This window comes from Streptomyces sp. NPDC045021 (assembly GCF_056432645.1).
Genome location: NZ_JBWKIQ010000023.1, coordinates 18,687 through 33,678, shown reverse-complemented (window position 1 = coordinate 33,678; position 14,992 = coordinate 18,687). Strand labels below are relative to the sequence as shown.

Below are 14,992 nucleotides of genomic sequence, written 5' to 3'. Positions count from 1 at the left end.
TCGCAGGCCCCCGCTCCGTGGGTCTTGGGTCTCCCGCAGCGCACATCAGGCGTAGGCGCCTTTTCACACTACTGTGGGTGCGAGCCGTCCACGATCTCGGGATTGATCGTGTCGAAATACACCCAGTCCGTCGCAGGGGCTAGGTGGAACGTGCCCGGATAGTGCGAGTTGGTGATGTGGTTGTCGTAGCCGGCGCGCCACTCAGCCGCTCGGTGTTCTTGGGGATGAACTCTGCCAGTTTCTCCGGCGATTGGGCCGGCGGGGAGGGCTCGAAGGCGTACCCCGGCACGCTGACCATCGACTTGACCGCGCCCTGCCCAGGTGACGGCACGCTGGCCCGTGCCTGATGTGTTTTGTTGGATCAGGCCGTGTTCAGGGAACGGACCATGATCGCGTAGACCGGGGAATCGGCGAACGGCTGCCGTTCGCCCACCTTCGCGTACTCCCATGCTTCGTAGAGTCGTTGCACCTTGGCGTGCTCGGTGTCCACCAGGAGCACCGCGAGGGATTCGGGCCGGTTCGCCAGCAGACCTTCGTGGAGTTGTTCGGCGTATCCGGTCTTGCGCCATTTCGGTCGGACCATCAGTTCGGAAACGGAGAATGTCGCCGACGGTTCCGGGACTGGCGTGAGGTGTCCCTGCCACCATTCTCGTCCGGCCGTGGCAGGTGCGCCGTAGGCGAAGCCCACCGTTTCACCGTCTTCGTAGCCAACGACGCACGAGAAGCCGGGCATTGCACCCCAGTGATCCACGAACCAGGGGAACCGCTGGACGAACGGGTCGTCCATCTCCGTGGCGTAAGCGTCCGCGTGCACGTCAAGGAGGACCTGTCGCAAGGTCGGAAGGTCCTCGTGGTGGTAGTGACGCAGCTCTATCACGGTCGGCTCCATTCGGTGCGGAATCGGTCCGCCCACTCTTGCGTCACCACGGCGGACGGCGCCAGGGTCAGCAGGTCACGGTAGAAGTCGCCCAGGAGCGTTCGCATGCGCCCGGGGATGACGGAGTCGGACATCAGGTCGAAGACGCTCCCAGCGGTCGCACAGGCTTGGTCGACGTCGCCTTGGTGGAGCTGTGCCAGGGCGAGCCGTGTCGTGGCTAGGGCCCGGTTGCGGCGGAACTGACTGGGGATCGTGGACAGCGCTCGATGGGAGGCGCCCTCCGACTCATCCGCCCTGCCCAGACGGTCATAGACGATCGCGGTGATCGCGTGGAACTCGGCTGGGCCGTAGAAGGCGACCCAGCTCGGACGTACGGCCTGGGGAGCCTTGGCGAGCGCTTCTTGCGCGTACCCGAGGGAACGCAAGGACGCTTGCATGTCGTGCCGGTTGGAATGCGCGATCGCGGTCCGGGCGTGAGCCAGGGAGCCGAAGAGTGGATCGCGCCGGGTGATGGCCGTTCGTTGCGCCGCTTGGGCTGCCGCCACGGCGTCAGAGAACCGGTGTCGCTGGTGAGCGAGCATGGCAAGCGAGTTCCACACGCGCAGTTGCGCGGTGCTGTCGTGGGCCATGCCGGCCAGAGTCAGCGCACGGTCGAGGTGACGTTGGGCTTCATCGAGCCGCCGGGCGTCGATACAGGACCATGCCGCGGTCGCTGTGTAGTCGGCGGCCACACTGAACAAGCGCTGCCGTACCCGTTGAGAAGCGCTCTGTTGCTGGAGGTCGATGGCCTGCTGGGCGCCGGCCAAGGCCGCGTTCTCCAGGGCGTTGTGCCCGCCTTGGCGGTCGTCCAGGGCCATGAGCGCGTCGAGGCCGGCCCGCAGACGGAAAACGTCGGAGGCACCGACGGCCGGACGAGCCGCCAGCAGGGGAACGGCGGCGGCAGTTGCGGTGCCGGTCGCCGAGGTGAGGAAAGTGCGGCGCCTCACTGGCTGCTCCGGTGGCGCTGACGGGCGGGTTGCGCCCGATGGGACGAAGCCGAGTTCCTCGGCCGGACAAGTAAATACTGCCTCTAATGCGAACCTGTTCCTTGCTTGAGGCCACTTGGTCTCGCCGGAGGTGAGGTTGCGGATCGTCCGCTCGGATACCGTGCCCATTCTTCCGGTGAGCCGCTCAATCTCCGCATTCATGCGGAGCGCTAACTCAGCCTGTGTCAGAGCCAGTTCACACATTCGTTGCCTCAGGACCGCATTGCCCCCCATGAACCGACCGTAGCTCTCTGGTCACCGATCGCGCCAAGGGTCAGGTAATACACAAGTCAAATCTTCCGGTTGGTGACGAGCGACCCAAGCCCCTTCTGCCTGGTTCCCAGTGCCTGAGCCGCCGTTGACTGGACTCCAGGCCGCCCGACTCGTCAGCTCACGTTCGTTCCAGGTGAGCGGCCCACGAAGTACCCGACTGCGACGGAGGCACATCATGACCGGCGCCGACAGCAAGACCACACAGACGCGACCAAACCTGTCCAGCCGCCCCGCGCCCGAACGCGCGTCGCGTCAAGAATTGAGCAGCCGTATCCTCGGCCTTGCCGCCAGTGGCTGGGACGCGTTCCAGCGCCGATCCAGCCAGATCGGCGAGGGGCAGCCATCGGCTGGTGATGCCGAATGAGTGTGACCGGGTGGGACTGGATCAAGCGAGACGCTCTCGTCCTGGACACCTCCACTCACCGGGTCGGCGAAGTTCAACAAATCGGGTCTGCCTACCCCACCAGCGCAAGCCCCATGGAGTTCGCGTGGCTGCGGCCTCCGGGTGGCGGCGTCGAATGGAGCGCTCCCCTGTCCGCTCTCGAACCCGTGGATGACACCCCGTGACCCGGTCCGTGGTTGACCGGCCACGCCACCGCCGCCCACCGTGCCCCTCCAGCGACGGCCGCACCGCAGGCGCGCTCCTGATGCTCCTCAACGTGCTCGGCGCGCCCGCAGTTGCTGCCCTCCTCGTCTACGGGCAGCCGGCCGCTCCGCCTGCTCCGAGTTTCGCTGCGGCCGCTCCGGACACTCCGCCCCCCAGCCTCTGATCCCCGGTCTCCGCCGACGACCCGTTCCGGCGGAGACCGGTACCAACGCGCCCGGCTCCCGCCATCAAGGGATCACGGCTCCCCCGACCGTGACAGCGGGAGCCGGGCGCCCCCTGCAACACCCGCACAGCAGCATGCCCAGAAAGGACAACGCATGGCCAAGCCACCCCCGCCAGGTCCTCGCCGACCCCAGACGCCGACACCCCGGCCTCCGGACCCGACGCCGATCCCGACCCACGACCGCACCGCTGCCTAGAACCACACCACCTCAAGATCACTCGCAAGACGAAGGAGACCAGCCATGGGATGGGGAACTGGCAAGGGCGGTAGTGGCAGCAATGGCAAGCACTCCGGCGGGAAGGACCCGGGCACCAGCAAGCCGTCTCCGGACGGGTCACGGCCTGCTCCGGAGCCCAAGCACAAGGGCGGCGACAAGAAGTGACGCACTCGCACGAGCCGGAGCAGGCCGCAGCGCAACGCGACCTGCTCCGCGCGATCTCGACGGACCTGGGACATGTGCCGGCCCCGGAGTGGGTGAAGGCCATGGAGGGCGTGCCGCGACATCACTTCCTGCCTGACCGGATTTGGCTGGAGGACGGCGAGGGCGGATACGAATCCTGCGACCGGCAGAGCGACGCTGAGCGGTGGTACGCCGCCGCCTACGCCGATGCGCCCGTGGTGACGCAGGTCAACGACGGTGCGGAGCCGGAGGAAGGCGACGTGTGGGCCTCCTCCTCGGCCTCTGCCCCTTCCATCGTGCTGCGCATGCTGGAAGACCTCGACGTCCACCAGGGCGCGCACGTGCTGGAGATCGGCACCGGCACCGGCTGGAACGCGGGCCTGCTCGCACATCGCCTCGGCGAAGCCAACGTCACCACGCTGGAGATCGACGGCGCGGTAACCGCCCGTGCCCGTACCGCGCTCCATAACACGGACCTGTACCCCGAGGTGGTGTGCGCCGACGGAGCAAGGGGCTGGCCCCCACGGGCCACCTACGACCGGATCATCTGCACGTGTTCGGTGCGCCGCGTGCCGTACGCATGGGTGAAGCAGTCTCAGCCAGGAGGGGTGATCATCACGGCGTGGGACAACCCGTGGATCACGTACGGGCTGCTGCGGCTGGAGGTGAATGCCGGGGTCGGCGAAGGCCGGTTCAGCCCGCACAGCGCCTTCATGCTCATGCGGAACCAGCGCGCCGACCTCCGCATCTACCGGGACGTCGTCCGCGACGAACACCAGCCCGACGAGTCCAAGACCTGCCTGGCACCGTGGGACGTGACTGGCCAGGACATCGACGCACAGTTCGCGATCGGAGTACGACTGCGCGACGTCTGGTACTCCCGCCAGCAGAACCCCAACGTGGACGGCGTGATGACACGCCTGTGGGTAGCCACCACCGACGCCACCTCATGGGCCGCAGTCGACTACGACGGCGAGCACGACAACCAATTCACTGTCTGGCAGCACGGCCGACGCCGTCTCTGGGACGAAGTGGAAGCCGCCAACCGCTGGTGGAGGAAGACCGACCGCCCAGGACCGGAACGGTTCGGCCTCACCGTCACCTCAGCCGGACAGCAGACCTGGCTCGATGATCCCGACAACCACGCGACCCCGTGATCATCTTCGCCCGCTGAAACCCTGACACATCATGGCGATGACCCCCACCAGGTAGGTCGGTGGGGGTCATCGCGCGCTGTCTCACTCCCCGATGTCGATACCAAGCGAGTCGTCCACCTCCCGTAGCGCCTTCCCGGCGCGGCGCACCGGGGGTCGTCGTCCTGTTCGGGCCGGCGTCCGCGTGGCTTCATCGGAACCCTGGGCATCACCCTGCGTAATCTCACCGGTACCCGGAGCGCCGAAGTGGCGTACGCCGGCCAGGGAATGGAGAATTCTTCGTAGTCCTGGACGATCCGGTTCGCCTCGCGTGCAGCGAACGGATCTCAGCCGACCCAGGTTTCCTGGCCTTTCAGTAACTCTCGCTGGGCGCGGTCGCAAAGAAGGGAGGTGGCGTGACGAATCCCCAAACCGTCCTGATGCAGGCAAGCCAAGGTCCCGTACCGGAGAATTGGCGGGTCTTCACCAAGAAGCGGGGAAAACTGTCCGGCTTCCTGCGCGGGACATCGGATGATCCGGATCCGCTGCTGGTCATCACCCCTGACGAGGTCATCGAGTACAAGGACGAACGCAAGCCGCTGACGATCGTCAATTTCTACGATCTAGCTGGAGTAACCCTGAAAGCGACCGCAAGCACCTCCTCCGGAAGTATGCTGGCGGATCTTCACGTATGGGTGGACCTCAACTACCGCGACGGCCGGAAGGAAAAGTGGCGATCCACATCTTTCGCGGACGACCTACAGACGATTCAGGGGTTCATCGAAGCGTACGGTGTTCACAAGGCACTTCAAGGGCGCTGACCTCTGGCCCGAAACTTCTGCCCATTTCAGGTAACAAGAAGCCTCGGTAGCGCACCAAGCAGGCGTCGTCGACGATGTCGTCTGCGGTGGCTGGATGGTTGTAGAAGGCGGGCATGGGCGGCACGATGGCGGCGCCCATGCGGGCGAGGGCGAGCATGTTGTCCAGGTGGATCTCGCTCAAATGAGTCTCACGGGTGACGAGGACGAGCTTTCCGGCGCTCCTTGAGCGTGACGTCCGCGGCACGGGCCACCAAGCCGTCGGCGTACCCGGTGCGTATCCCGGCGAGCGTCTTCATGCTGCACGGGACGATCACCATCCCGTCGGCGGGGAACGAGCCGGAAGCGATGGCCGCCCCCTGGTCGTCGGGAGAGTGGACGACGTCGGCCAACGCGGCGACGTCGCGGGTACTCATCCCGGTCTCCAGTTCGACGGTGGCCCGCGCCCAGCGCGTCAGCACGAGGTGCGTCTCCACGTCGGGATGCCGACGCAGTTCCTGAAGGAACCGGACCCCCAGGACGGAGCCGGTCGCTCCCGTTATTCCGACGATCAGACGCACTTCTGTCTCCCCATTGCTCTCTTCGGTCAACGGATGGGCCGCGGACAGGGCCCCGGTCGCGGTGTCGGGTCGTCAGCCCCTCAGGCGGTCGCCTTGAGGGTGTCGTCGAGCCAGTCGTAGATGCGGGCCTGGGTCAGGCGCATGGCGCCGGGGTGGCAGTGGGCGCCGGCGCCTTCCTCGGCGGTGAACACCATCAGGGTCTTGGGGCAGGTGAGGTGGTCGTAGAGCTGTTCGGGCTGGCCCTTGAAGAACATGTCCTCTTCGGCGTCGCAGACCAGGGTGGGGCACTGGATCCGTTCGGCGATGCCGCCGGCGAGGGTGTAGTCGAGGTAGGAGGCGTTGAAGGCTCGGGGGGTGTCGACGCCCATCACGTACATGCCGTGGTTGATCGCCCAGCGGGCGATCGGGTCCTTGGCCATGATCTGCTCGAGGGAGGCGTCGAGCTCGGGGGCTGAGTCCGCGCGCAGGAGCCGCTCGGCCTCCTCGCGGGTGCCGGGAATGTTGCGGACGGAGGTCCCGCCGAGGTCGTAGAGGCCGTCGACGGCGATCAGCGCGGCCAGGCGGTGCTCGAACGCGGCGGCCCTGGGGGCGAGGATGCCGCCCATGCTGATGCCGAGGAGCGCGATGCGGCTGTTGTCGACGTCCGGGAGGGTCTCGGCGAAGTCCAAAACGGGGGTGATGACGTTCTCCCAGTCGGGACGGAACACCAGGCCCTCGTGGTGGCGCGGACCGGGCATGCCGGGGCCGTCGAAGACCAGCACGGTGTAGCCGCGCTCGACGCCGGCCATCGCCCCGAAGAAGTGCAGCTCCTCAGCGGTACCGTCGAAGCCGTTGTGCATGATCAGCGTCGGCCGCGGGGTCCTGGAGTCGTCGACGCGGTACAGGTAGCCCGGCAGGGTGGTGCCCTCGTACGGGATCTCGACCGGCTCGATGACTGGGGTGAACAACGCGGCCGCCGCCCGGAAGCAGGCCACGCTGCGGTCGTAGGCGTGGTCGTGCCGCGGGTCGCAGGGGTGACCGTGCAGGAAGAACTCCGCCGACCGGTAGTAGTTCGACGCCCGCAGGAACCCGTCCCGGGCACTGACCCGGTGACCGGCCGCCAGCGCCTTCTCCGCCTCGCCGGACACCCGGTCCGCGGTGGCCAGCCACTCGGTGTACCAGCTGGCGTAGTCACCCTCGACGATACGCTCCCCTGTGGAGACGACCTCGCCGAAGTCGGCCCCGCCGTAGGCGATGTGACTCATCGAGCGCAGGGTCTCGTACCAGAACTGGATGTTGTTCGGGAACAGCAGTTGCTTCATCGGAAACTCCCTCAAGGCCGCTAAGCACCGATCTGTGCTTACGACCGGAACTGTAGCCCTTCCGGGTGCTCGAAGCAAACATCTGTGCTTACGATGTGGGGGTGACTCCGAATCAACCGACCACACGCATCCGCAAGAGCCCCGAACAGGTCCGCGCGGCCGTCCACCAGGCGGTCATCGACCTGCTCTGCGACCCGGAGGGCGAAGACCTCAACATCCCCGCGATCGCGCAACGCGCCGGCGTCAACCACACCAGCGTCTACCGGCGCTGGGGCAGCCTCGACACCCTCCTGGCCGACATGGTCACCACCCGCCTCGAACGCGACTCACCGCTGAACGACACCGGCACCCTGCGCGGCGACCTCCTCGCCTGGGCCCAGGCCAGCGCCGCGAGCATCCGCACGCCCGAAGGGCGCGCCCTCGTACGCGCCGTGATCCTGTCCATGCCGAACAGCGCCCAGGCCCAGGACGGGCGTGCGCAGCATTTCCGGCGCCGGATGCACTCCATCGAGCAGATTCGCCAGCGCGCCACGGCCCGGGGCGAGAACCCTCCGCCCTTCGAGCAGATCCTCGACCAGCTCATCGCACCGTTCTACCTGCGGGCCATCTTCGGCATCGACCTACCGGCCACCGGCTACCCGGAACTTCTCGTGGACAGACTGCTGAGCACCACGAATGGGCCGACAACGGCCTGAGCGAGCGCACCCGAACCCCCGAGCGCCGGGCACCGATCGGCCCCACGGACATGGCCGCGGCCGGCACCCGGGCCCCGCTTCGCGTCGTCCGAGGGGCCCCTCTTTACGCGGCGCGGGGCCCTTTACGATGCTCCCGAGCCGTCCGATCAGCGGGGGCCATCGGGAGGGTGGGGGAAAACTCGACATGGAGAATCCGGCGGATTCACCGTGGCCAGTGCCGGTTCGCAGAGCGAATCGGAAGGGGCTGATCGTCTGGTGTGCCGTGCTGACGGCCGGACTGCTGCTGGTGTTGAGCGACATCATCGCGTTCCGGATGAACATCCGGCTGTACTCCCCCGCGGGCGACGACGGCAAAATCATCGCCGAAAGGATCGAGGGCAGCCAGGCGCGACGCGGCGACATGGTCGTGGTCGACATTCCGCAGTGGGAATTTCGCGGACCCATCATGGAACGGGTGATCGGTGTCGGCGGGGACCGGGTCACCTGTGCCGTCGAAGGCAAGGTGATGGTGAACGGCACGCCGCTCGACGAGCCCTACGTCCTGAACGGGGTGAGCAACGGGTTGCAGCGCGGCTACGACGTGACCGTTCCGCCCGGGCGGCTCTTCCTGCTCGGCGACAATCGCATCGACTCCTTCGACTCCCGTTTCCACCTCAGGATGGACCAGGGAACAGTACCCACCTCCGTCGTGTCAGCACGGGCGACGACCGGTACCGGGGCGCTGATCCCTTACTCGGTGTTCTTCGGTGCCGGGCTGATCATCGCGCTGGCCGGGCTGATCGGCGCTGTGATCGCCTGGGCCAAGGGGCGGCGCTGGATCGTCCCCGTGCCCAGCGGTACCGCGGTCCCGCACAACTGGCCGTAGCCGGCGGCGAGAAGCGGCACCGCCGCACACAGATGACGGCGCGCCGCCCTGTCTCATCGCGGCTGTCCCGCAGCCGGGAGTCTCGGCACCTCAGGCAGTCGGCCCTCCCGGTGCGCGAAGTGTCCGGCGGACGGCGTCGCGGAGCCAGTGGTGGGCGCCGTCGGCGGCCTGGCGGGGATGCCAGGCCATGCCGATGGTCAAGGGCGGCAGAGACAGGGGCATTTCGAGGAGGTGCAGGCCGAAGGCCGTGGCGTCGGCGGTGAGGGGTTAAGGGGTCGCGCCGGGGAGTGCCGCGGGGACGAGGCAGACGACGTCACTGCGTGCGGCAAGAGCCATCGCGGCCAGATGGCTGGGGAGGACGACGGCCACCCGCCGGCGAGGTTTCCCGACCTGGCTCTCTTCTCTCATGCACTCTCTTCGCTGAGGCGGTCGACTGCCCACGGCAGGTGCTCCTTGGCCACCACAAGGCTGAACGGCCTCACCAGCGAGCGAAGTTCGGCGCAGGCGGCAGGGCCGAGCGTGATGTAAGGAAGGGCGGCCAACCTGTCGGTGGTGTGCTCGATCTCCGCCCTACGCCGCGTACCGTCCTCGGTCAAGGCCAGGTGGGGTCCGTCGTCGAGCCATCCACGCTCACGCAGGTTCTGCACGGCCTGTCCCCACTGCTCCGGCGTCCATGCCCGCGAGTCGCGCAGCACCCCTGCGTCGATGTCGCCTGTGGCGGCGTGCGTGACGAGAGCTTCGAGCCCGCTCAGCCCGGCAGTCATTAGTGCCGCCACGTGACCGTCGCCACGGAACTCCCGCAGCAGAGTCTGCGCGTGCCAGAGCACGAGGTGGGGTGCGTTCGGCCACGGCAGTGCGGCGTGCGCGGCGAAGAGGGGGCGGCCTTGTGGATGGCGCACGGTCACCTCAGCCGCGGTACGGGCCAATTCCGCTGCGCGGGCCAGCGCCGGTGAGGAGACGTCCGCGCCGAGGATGCGGCGGAGCGTGGCATCCACCCCGGTGAGCCGGGCGCGGGCGAACCGCTGCGGCGTGGCGGCTTCCCATGCCGCGGGTATGGCTCGGCGCACCAGTTGGGGATTGAAGTTGTAGAACGTGGCGATGACCAGATCCGCCGGCGCGGCGCCGAGCGCGGCGGAGCGGGACGCGAAGTACCCCGTCCTGGCGTCCACGCCCAACTCGGCGTACTGCCCTGAGGCTTCGGGCGAGAAGTAGACAGCTCCGTGGTAGGGCTCGAGAGTTCTCCAGGTCTGGCGCGCGAGGGCCAGGCTGTCGCGGTCCGTGTTCTGCGTCATGAGGGGCTCTCCGTCCCGTGGCGGATGAAACGTTGCTGTTCATCGAGCACACGACGGCGTTTGGGGCACACTCAGTCATACCGTCTGGTCGGTACGTTATCGGAGAGCGGCTCCGGCGACTACTGCCCTGTAACCAGTTCTCTCCTGACCAAGGTGCGCATGCATCCGCGGCATGCGACCGCGTTGGTGGGAGCCTTGCTGGTGCTGGCGCACCACCAGGTGGCTCGGTGACCGATGATCTCCTCGCAATGATCACCGTGATGAGCTGCGCGAGCACCCCAACGACTCATTACGCCAGGACCGTTGACCTGCATGAATCACGATGGAACTTCCTCACTGCATCGCGCTGGGCAAGGGCAACCACCCCACCCTGCAACGACAGCTCAAGCAGCTGCCCTGGAAAGACTTCCCGCTGCCGCACAAGACCCGAAGCACCGGGCATGGCCGCGACGAGATCCGCCGCATCAAGGTCGCCACGGTGGCCAGGCTGCGTTGCCCCTACGCCGACCATGCCTCCAGATCGTCCGGCGTCGAAGGACCGTGACCACCGTCGCCGGCTGCTGTTTCCTGGCGAAGTTGCCTGTGTCGGCTTCGCTGAGGTGGGCAGGCAGCCACGCCACCAGGATCGACAGGATCAGTCCGCCGATGACCCCATAGAAGATGACGCCGAAACCGGTCAGGGGACTCGGCCACCGGCGACGGCCTGCCCCGACGCGATCTTCGGTGCTGTCGTTGTGTCCGTGCCGGGGCTTACTGCCCACGCAGGTGCCCCGTCATCCCAGGCGGGGGATGGCGGGGCACTTGGGGTGGCCGGTGGGGTCCGGTCACCGGTGGCGGAGGTCAGTGGCCGTGGCCGTGGCCCCAGGACTTGGTGTCGGCGACGTGGTTGTGGCTGTCGCGCAGGGTCGCGGTGTCGCGGTCGTTGTTCCAGACATAGTCGCGGCGGTCCTGGTACACGTTCGCTGCGGTGTCGCGGCCGGTTCCGGTGTGGACGCGGACCGCGGCGTGGCCGGCCAGGCGCAGGTGGGTGAACGTGTAGGTGTGGTGGTCGGCGTCGGACAGGGACCAGCCCGACAGGTTCACGCTGTTGCGGCCGGTGTTGACGACGGTGACCCACTCGGCGTTCAGCGAGGCGTTGCTACGGTTGTCGCGTCCGGGGCTGTCGTACTGGATGGCCCCCAGCACCACCTGGGAACGCGGGGCGTTGCGGCCGTGGTCGGCGGCGGTGGCCGGCAGTGCCACGGCGGCCAGCACAGCGCCGGCGGCCAGCGTGGTCACGGTCAGACGGGATGCGAGACGGGACATGTGGATCCCCCTTCGTGCAGGGCACACCCCCCTGAGGGTGCGTGCTGGTGGGACTGGTCCCCGGCACGTGCGCCGAGAACCACCACATTCCCCCGCCACCACCGTGAGCGACGGGCTCGCCGCTTGGCGTTACAGATCGCGAACATGCCCGTGACGCTCACGTGCACACCGCAACCAACCCCATCCCGGGCGCGCCGCCCCGCACCCTTCCCGTACACCCCAGTCACCACCGCGCACCAGGCAATCCCGCCACCCCGAACCACCCCAAACACCCGTACACACGCGCCAGTCGGCACCGGTAACAGAACCGCCAGCGACCACGTCAACACTCACCATCCCCTCACCCGGGCGGAGGGCGGACAGGGACGTGGCGCGCTCGGCCGAGTTCGCGCTGCCGCCCATGGGCGGCGAGACGGGACGCCCGTTGGCTGCGGTTCACTGCTCCGCCCCCTTCTCCGGGGCGGCGCACATGGATTCCCAGGGCACGCCGTGGCCGGGGGTGGCGCGCAGGGCTTCGGCGCGGGCGCGGTCAGCGGGGACGGCCGGACTGACGGGCGCCAGCGGGCACGGCCCACTGCCGGTTGGACTATCGGAAACTCGGGCCGGGCGCCCGGCAGGCGCTGACGGGCCTACGCCAGCGCGGGCTCGCCGCTGATGTGGGCGACGCTCGCGGCGAAGGCGCGGCGGTCGGCGAGGGCATGCCGGGCGCGCGACCAGGGCCACCCGAAGAACTGCCGCTGCACCGGCATGGTCAGTGCGAGCAGCAGTTCCACTTTGGTGGTGTCCTCCCGTTCGAACAGCACTACCGCGCGGGCCTGGCCGGCGTACTCGATGGCGAAGTGGATGTTCTGGGCGGATGGCCAGCTGCCGGCGTACGTCATGGCGTTGTCGAGCAGCCACCGGGTGGCGTCGTCGAGCTGCTGCAGCCAGCGGTTCCGCTCGTCGGTCAGCCGCTCGCGCATGACTGGCGTGCAGTCGGGATCGTCGGCCGGCGGAAGCTCGAACTGCTGCAGCAGGCAGCATGCGGAGACGATCCGCAGCATGTTCGCGCCGAAAGCGTCGCGGACGGCGTGGACCTCGCCCAGCCGATTCTTGCGGGCCTCCATGCGCGGAGTCACGAACAGGCCGACCACGAGAGCGGTCACCACTGCGGTGCCGGCGGCTACCAAAAGGGTCCACAGAATGTTGGGCATGGGCACAATGCTCCCAGCCAGGCACGCTCGGCTACGTTGCCGAGTTGCACTTTGCGGCAGCTTCGGGAGCATAGAGCCGTCTAGGACAACCGGCGAATGAGTCCCTTGGCCTCGCTCCACGCAAGTTGTTGTTGGTGGTGTATCGGGCGCGGCTGACTGTTGTCGGTTCGCTCCCACCAACCACCAGCCGCGTCAACGAACCTGAACGTCACCCGAGGGCGCTCACCCTGCGTGAGATGTGGTTTGAGCTTCTCGTACGTCTCAGGTGGGCACACCCATCGCCAGGTCCGGAAGCGATGGGATCTTCGCGCACCGCGTCCGACGCTGCGCCTTGTAGGCCCCGGTGTCCTATCCCTGACCCACGGTGCAAAGTAGCCGCTACAGCTCGAATGTCATCTGACCTGCGGCTTCGAGCGCAGTCCGACGGATTTCAGCTCGGGTGCGTGCGTGGTGGTCCCGGTCGTAGTGCAGGTGGCAGCCCTGGCACATGGCGCGGAGGTTGCCCGGGTCGCAGTTCTCGGCCGTCCGCTCCCGAAGCTGCCGCGAAGTGCCAAGTACCAGAGGCACGCACGCTGATCCGAACGGGATTCAGACACAGGCTCTGACCGGCAGAGGATCTTGCGTTCGGTAAAGTTCCGCGTGCGCCGGGCGGGTGCCGCGGCGCGGGCCGAAAACGACCGTAGGGGAATCGAGTTGGACACTGTCTTTCATCCGCTGGAGGGCGACGACCCGCGGTCCGTGGCCGGATACCGCATCGCGGCCAGGCTCGGCGCCGGCGGCATGGGCAAGGTGTACCTCTCGTACACGCCGGGCGGACGGCCAGTCGCGATCAAGGTGATCCGGCCGGAGTTCGGCGAGGACGCCGAGTTCCGCCGCCGCTTCCAGCAGGAGGTGCGGGCCGCCGAGCGCGTGCAGGGGCTCTACACCGCGCCGGTGATCGACTCCGACACCGAGGGCCGCCACCCCTGGCTCGCCACGGCCTACGTCCCCGGACCCTCCCTGGCCGACGCCGTGCAGCGGCACGGCGGCCTGCCCGTGCCCACCGTGCTGCTCCTGGTCGCGGGCGTCGCCGAGGCCCTGCAGGTCATCCACGGGGCCGGCATCGTCCACCGCGACCTCAAGCCGTCCAACGTCCTGCTCGCGGGCGACGGGCCCCGCGTCATCGACTTCGGCATCGCGCGGGCCGCCGACGCGACCGCCCTCACCGGCAGCGGCGTCACCATCGGCACCCCGACCTTCATGGCGCCCGAACAGGCCGCGGGCGGTGCGGTCACCCCGGCCACCGATATCTTCGCGCTCGGCCAGGTCGCGGCGTACGCGGCGACCGGCCTGCCCGCGTTCGGCGAGGGCACCTCGCACGGGGTGCTCTACCGCATCGTCCACGAGCAGCCCGACCTCACCCGACTCCCGCCCCAGCTCCAGGAGTTGGTGACCCGCTGCCTCGCCAAGGACCCGGCGTCCAGGCCCTCGGTCGACGAGGTCCTCGCGCTGTGCCGGGCCGCCAACGGCGACGCGCCGCTGCGCCGCCCCGAGGCCTGGCTGCCCGGCGCGGTCGCCGCCGACATCACGCTGCGCGCGGCGGCGCCCGCACCGCCCGAGGTGACCCGGGTTCCGGCGGCCCCGGCACCGGCGCCGCCCGGCCACGCGCCGACGGTGACCGCCGCGCCCGCCGCGCCGCCCGCCGTCCAGGGCGCGTACGGACCGCCGACGCCGCCCCCGCCGGGCCCCTATGCCCAGCCGTCGATGCCACTGGGCTACCCGTCCCGGCCGTCCGCGCCGGGCCGCCCGAACCGGCGGCCGAGCGTGGCCGTGGCGGTCGGGCTCGCCCTGGCGCTGCTCGCCGGCGGCGGCCTTTACCTCGTGAGCCGCAACTCCGGCATGGAAGAACAGGCCGCGGGAAAGGGGAAGGGGGCCTCGTCCACCCCGAAGTCCTCGCAGTCGCCGGCCGGCGTGGCCAAGGAGCCGGAGCCGGTCACCCGCACGGGCATCAACCTGCCGGGCAACTACACCCTCAGGTTCGGCGACGGTGAGCTGCGGCCGCAGGAGTCGGGCGGTTCCGCCGGCGACCTGGAGTTCGCCGGGCACTCGCTCCCGTACCGCGTGCGCACCCAGGCGGGCAACCACCTCGTGCTGCTTGACCCGGGACAGGCCGGATCCCTGGAGACCTGCCGCGGAGAGACGCGCTTCGCCAACTACATCCCCCTGGACAAGCTGTCCCCGGGCGCCCAGTTCTGCGTCCTCACCAAGGCGGGTCACATCGGCCTGATCACCTTCCGGGGGCAGACGGCCAACACCGACCCCGCCTTCCACGTCACCCTTGACGCCACCGTCTGGCGCCGGGCGGTCGCGCCCTCGTCGGCCGACTGAGTTTACGGACTTCTGATCTTGCTTTGAGGACGCAGACGCCGTGTCGTCGGCAATCTGC

General features: G+C 68.5%; 15 protein-coding genes and 2 pseudogenes. 9 read left to right on the top strand and 8 right to left on the bottom strand.

Annotated features, from left to right (window positions below; all coding sequences use genetic code 11):
• Positions 1–224: 224 nt before the first annotated feature.
• Complete coding sequence (locus AC07DC_RS39675) at positions 225–347, top strand: hypothetical protein (RefSeq protein ID WP_478919713.1); 123 nt, start codon at positions 225–227, stop codon at positions 345–347.
• Between the two features lie 14 nt (positions 348–361).
• Here AC07DC_RS39675 and AC07DC_RS39670 read toward each other — a convergent pair whose 3' ends face one another.
• Positions 362–889: an N-acetyltransferase family protein gene (locus AC07DC_RS39670; RefSeq protein WP_478919711.1), complete on the bottom strand. Its 528-nt coding sequence runs from the start codon at positions 887–889 to the stop codon at positions 362–364.
• Positions 874–2,136 carry a tetratricopeptide repeat protein gene (locus AC07DC_RS39665; protein WP_478919709.1) on the bottom strand — a complete coding sequence of 421 codons (1,263 nt, stop codon included), beginning with the start codon at positions 2,134–2,136 and terminating at the stop codon, positions 874–876. Before AC07DC_RS39665 ends, AC07DC_RS39670 begins: the two co-directional genes overlap by 16 nt.
• A gap of 214 nt (positions 2,137–2,350) precedes the next feature.
• Between AC07DC_RS39665 and AC07DC_RS39660 the strand changes: the two genes are divergently transcribed.
• From AC07DC_RS39660 to AC07DC_RS39645, 4 genes are all read left to right on the top strand, one after another.
• Positions 2,351–2,539 (top strand): hypothetical protein, encoded by a 189-nt coding sequence (locus AC07DC_RS39660; protein WP_478919708.1) that lies wholly within the window; start codon positions 2,351–2,353, stop codon positions 2,537–2,539.
• A gap of 707 nt (positions 2,540–3,246) precedes the next feature.
• On the top strand, positions 3,247–3,387 hold the full coding sequence (locus AC07DC_RS39655) for a hypothetical protein (RefSeq protein ID WP_478919707.1): 141 nt from the start codon (positions 3,247–3,249) through the stop codon (positions 3,385–3,387).
• Positions 3,384–4,562, top strand: coding sequence for a methyltransferase domain-containing protein (locus tag AC07DC_RS39650; RefSeq protein ID WP_478919705.1), 1,179 nt, complete (start codon positions 3,384–3,386; stop codon positions 4,560–4,562). The genes AC07DC_RS39655 and AC07DC_RS39650 overlap by 4 nt, the downstream gene beginning before the upstream one ends.
• Before the next feature lie 392 nt (positions 4,563–4,954).
• The gene (locus AC07DC_RS39645; RefSeq protein WP_478919704.1) at positions 4,955–5,359 is read left to right on the top strand and encodes a hypothetical protein; all 405 of its coding nucleotides are present in this window, start codon (positions 4,955–4,957) and stop codon (positions 5,357–5,359) included.
• 67 nt (positions 5,360–5,426) lie between these two features.
• On the opposite strand, the pseudogene AC07DC_RS39640 reads toward AC07DC_RS39645, so the two are convergent.
• Positions 5,427–5,916: pseudogene (locus tag AC07DC_RS39640) on the bottom strand (UbiX family flavin prenyltransferase); the annotation flags it as partial.
• A gap of 80 nt (positions 5,917–5,996) precedes the next feature.
• Positions 5,997–7,217: an alpha/beta hydrolase family protein gene (locus AC07DC_RS39635; RefSeq protein WP_478919702.1), complete on the bottom strand. Its 1,221-nt coding sequence runs from the start codon at positions 7,215–7,217 to the stop codon at positions 5,997–5,999.
• Between the two features lie 101 nt (positions 7,218–7,318).
• On the opposite strand from AC07DC_RS39635, the gene AC07DC_RS39630 reads away from it, so the two are divergent.
• Both AC07DC_RS39630 and lepB read left to right on the top strand, forming a co-directional pair.
• Positions 7,319–7,912: a TetR-like C-terminal domain-containing protein gene (locus AC07DC_RS39630; RefSeq protein ID WP_478919700.1), complete on the top strand. Its 594-nt coding sequence runs from the start codon at positions 7,319–7,321 to the stop codon at positions 7,910–7,912.
• A 262-nt stretch (positions 7,913–8,174) separates the two neighbouring features.
• Positions 8,175–8,777, top strand: coding sequence for a signal peptidase I (gene lepB, locus AC07DC_RS39625; protein WP_478919698.1), 603 nt, complete (start codon positions 8,175–8,177; stop codon positions 8,775–8,777).
• 90 nt (positions 8,778–8,867) lie between these two features.
• Here lepB and AC07DC_RS39620 read toward each other — a convergent pair.
• A pseudogene (locus AC07DC_RS39620) lies at positions 8,868–9,152 on the bottom strand (type 2 periplasmic-binding domain-containing protein); the annotation flags it as partial.
• 29 nt (positions 9,153–9,181) lie between these two features.
• Positions 9,182–10,069: an SCO6745 family protein gene (locus AC07DC_RS39615; RefSeq protein ID WP_478919696.1), complete on the bottom strand. Its 888-nt coding sequence runs from the start codon at positions 10,067–10,069 to the stop codon at positions 9,182–9,184.
• Positions 10,070–10,391: 322 nt separating this feature from the next.
• Here AC07DC_RS39615 and AC07DC_RS39610 point away from each other — a divergent pair, with 322 nt between their 5' ends.
• Positions 10,392–10,613, top strand: a complete 222-nt coding sequence (locus AC07DC_RS39610) for a hypothetical protein (protein WP_478919694.1) — start codon at positions 10,392–10,394, stop codon at positions 10,611–10,613.
• 296 nt (positions 10,614–10,909) lie between these two features.
• On the opposite strand, the gene AC07DC_RS39605 is transcribed toward AC07DC_RS39610, so the two are convergent.
• Positions 10,910–11,374, bottom strand: coding sequence for a lamin tail domain-containing protein (locus tag AC07DC_RS39605; protein ID WP_478919692.1), 465 nt, complete (start codon positions 11,372–11,374; stop codon positions 10,910–10,912).
• A 629-nt stretch (positions 11,375–12,003) separates the two neighbouring features.
• Positions 12,004–12,567 (bottom strand): hypothetical protein, encoded by a 564-nt coding sequence (locus AC07DC_RS39600; protein ID WP_478919690.1) that lies wholly within the window; start codon positions 12,565–12,567, stop codon positions 12,004–12,006.
• A gap of 693 nt (positions 12,568–13,260) precedes the next feature.
• On the opposite strand from AC07DC_RS39600, the gene AC07DC_RS39595 reads away from it, so the two are divergent.
• Complete coding sequence (locus tag AC07DC_RS39595) at positions 13,261–14,934, top strand: serine/threonine-protein kinase (protein ID WP_478919688.1); 1,674 nt, start codon at positions 13,261–13,263, stop codon at positions 14,932–14,934.
• The last annotated feature ends 58 nt before the right edge of the window (positions 14,935–14,992 follow it).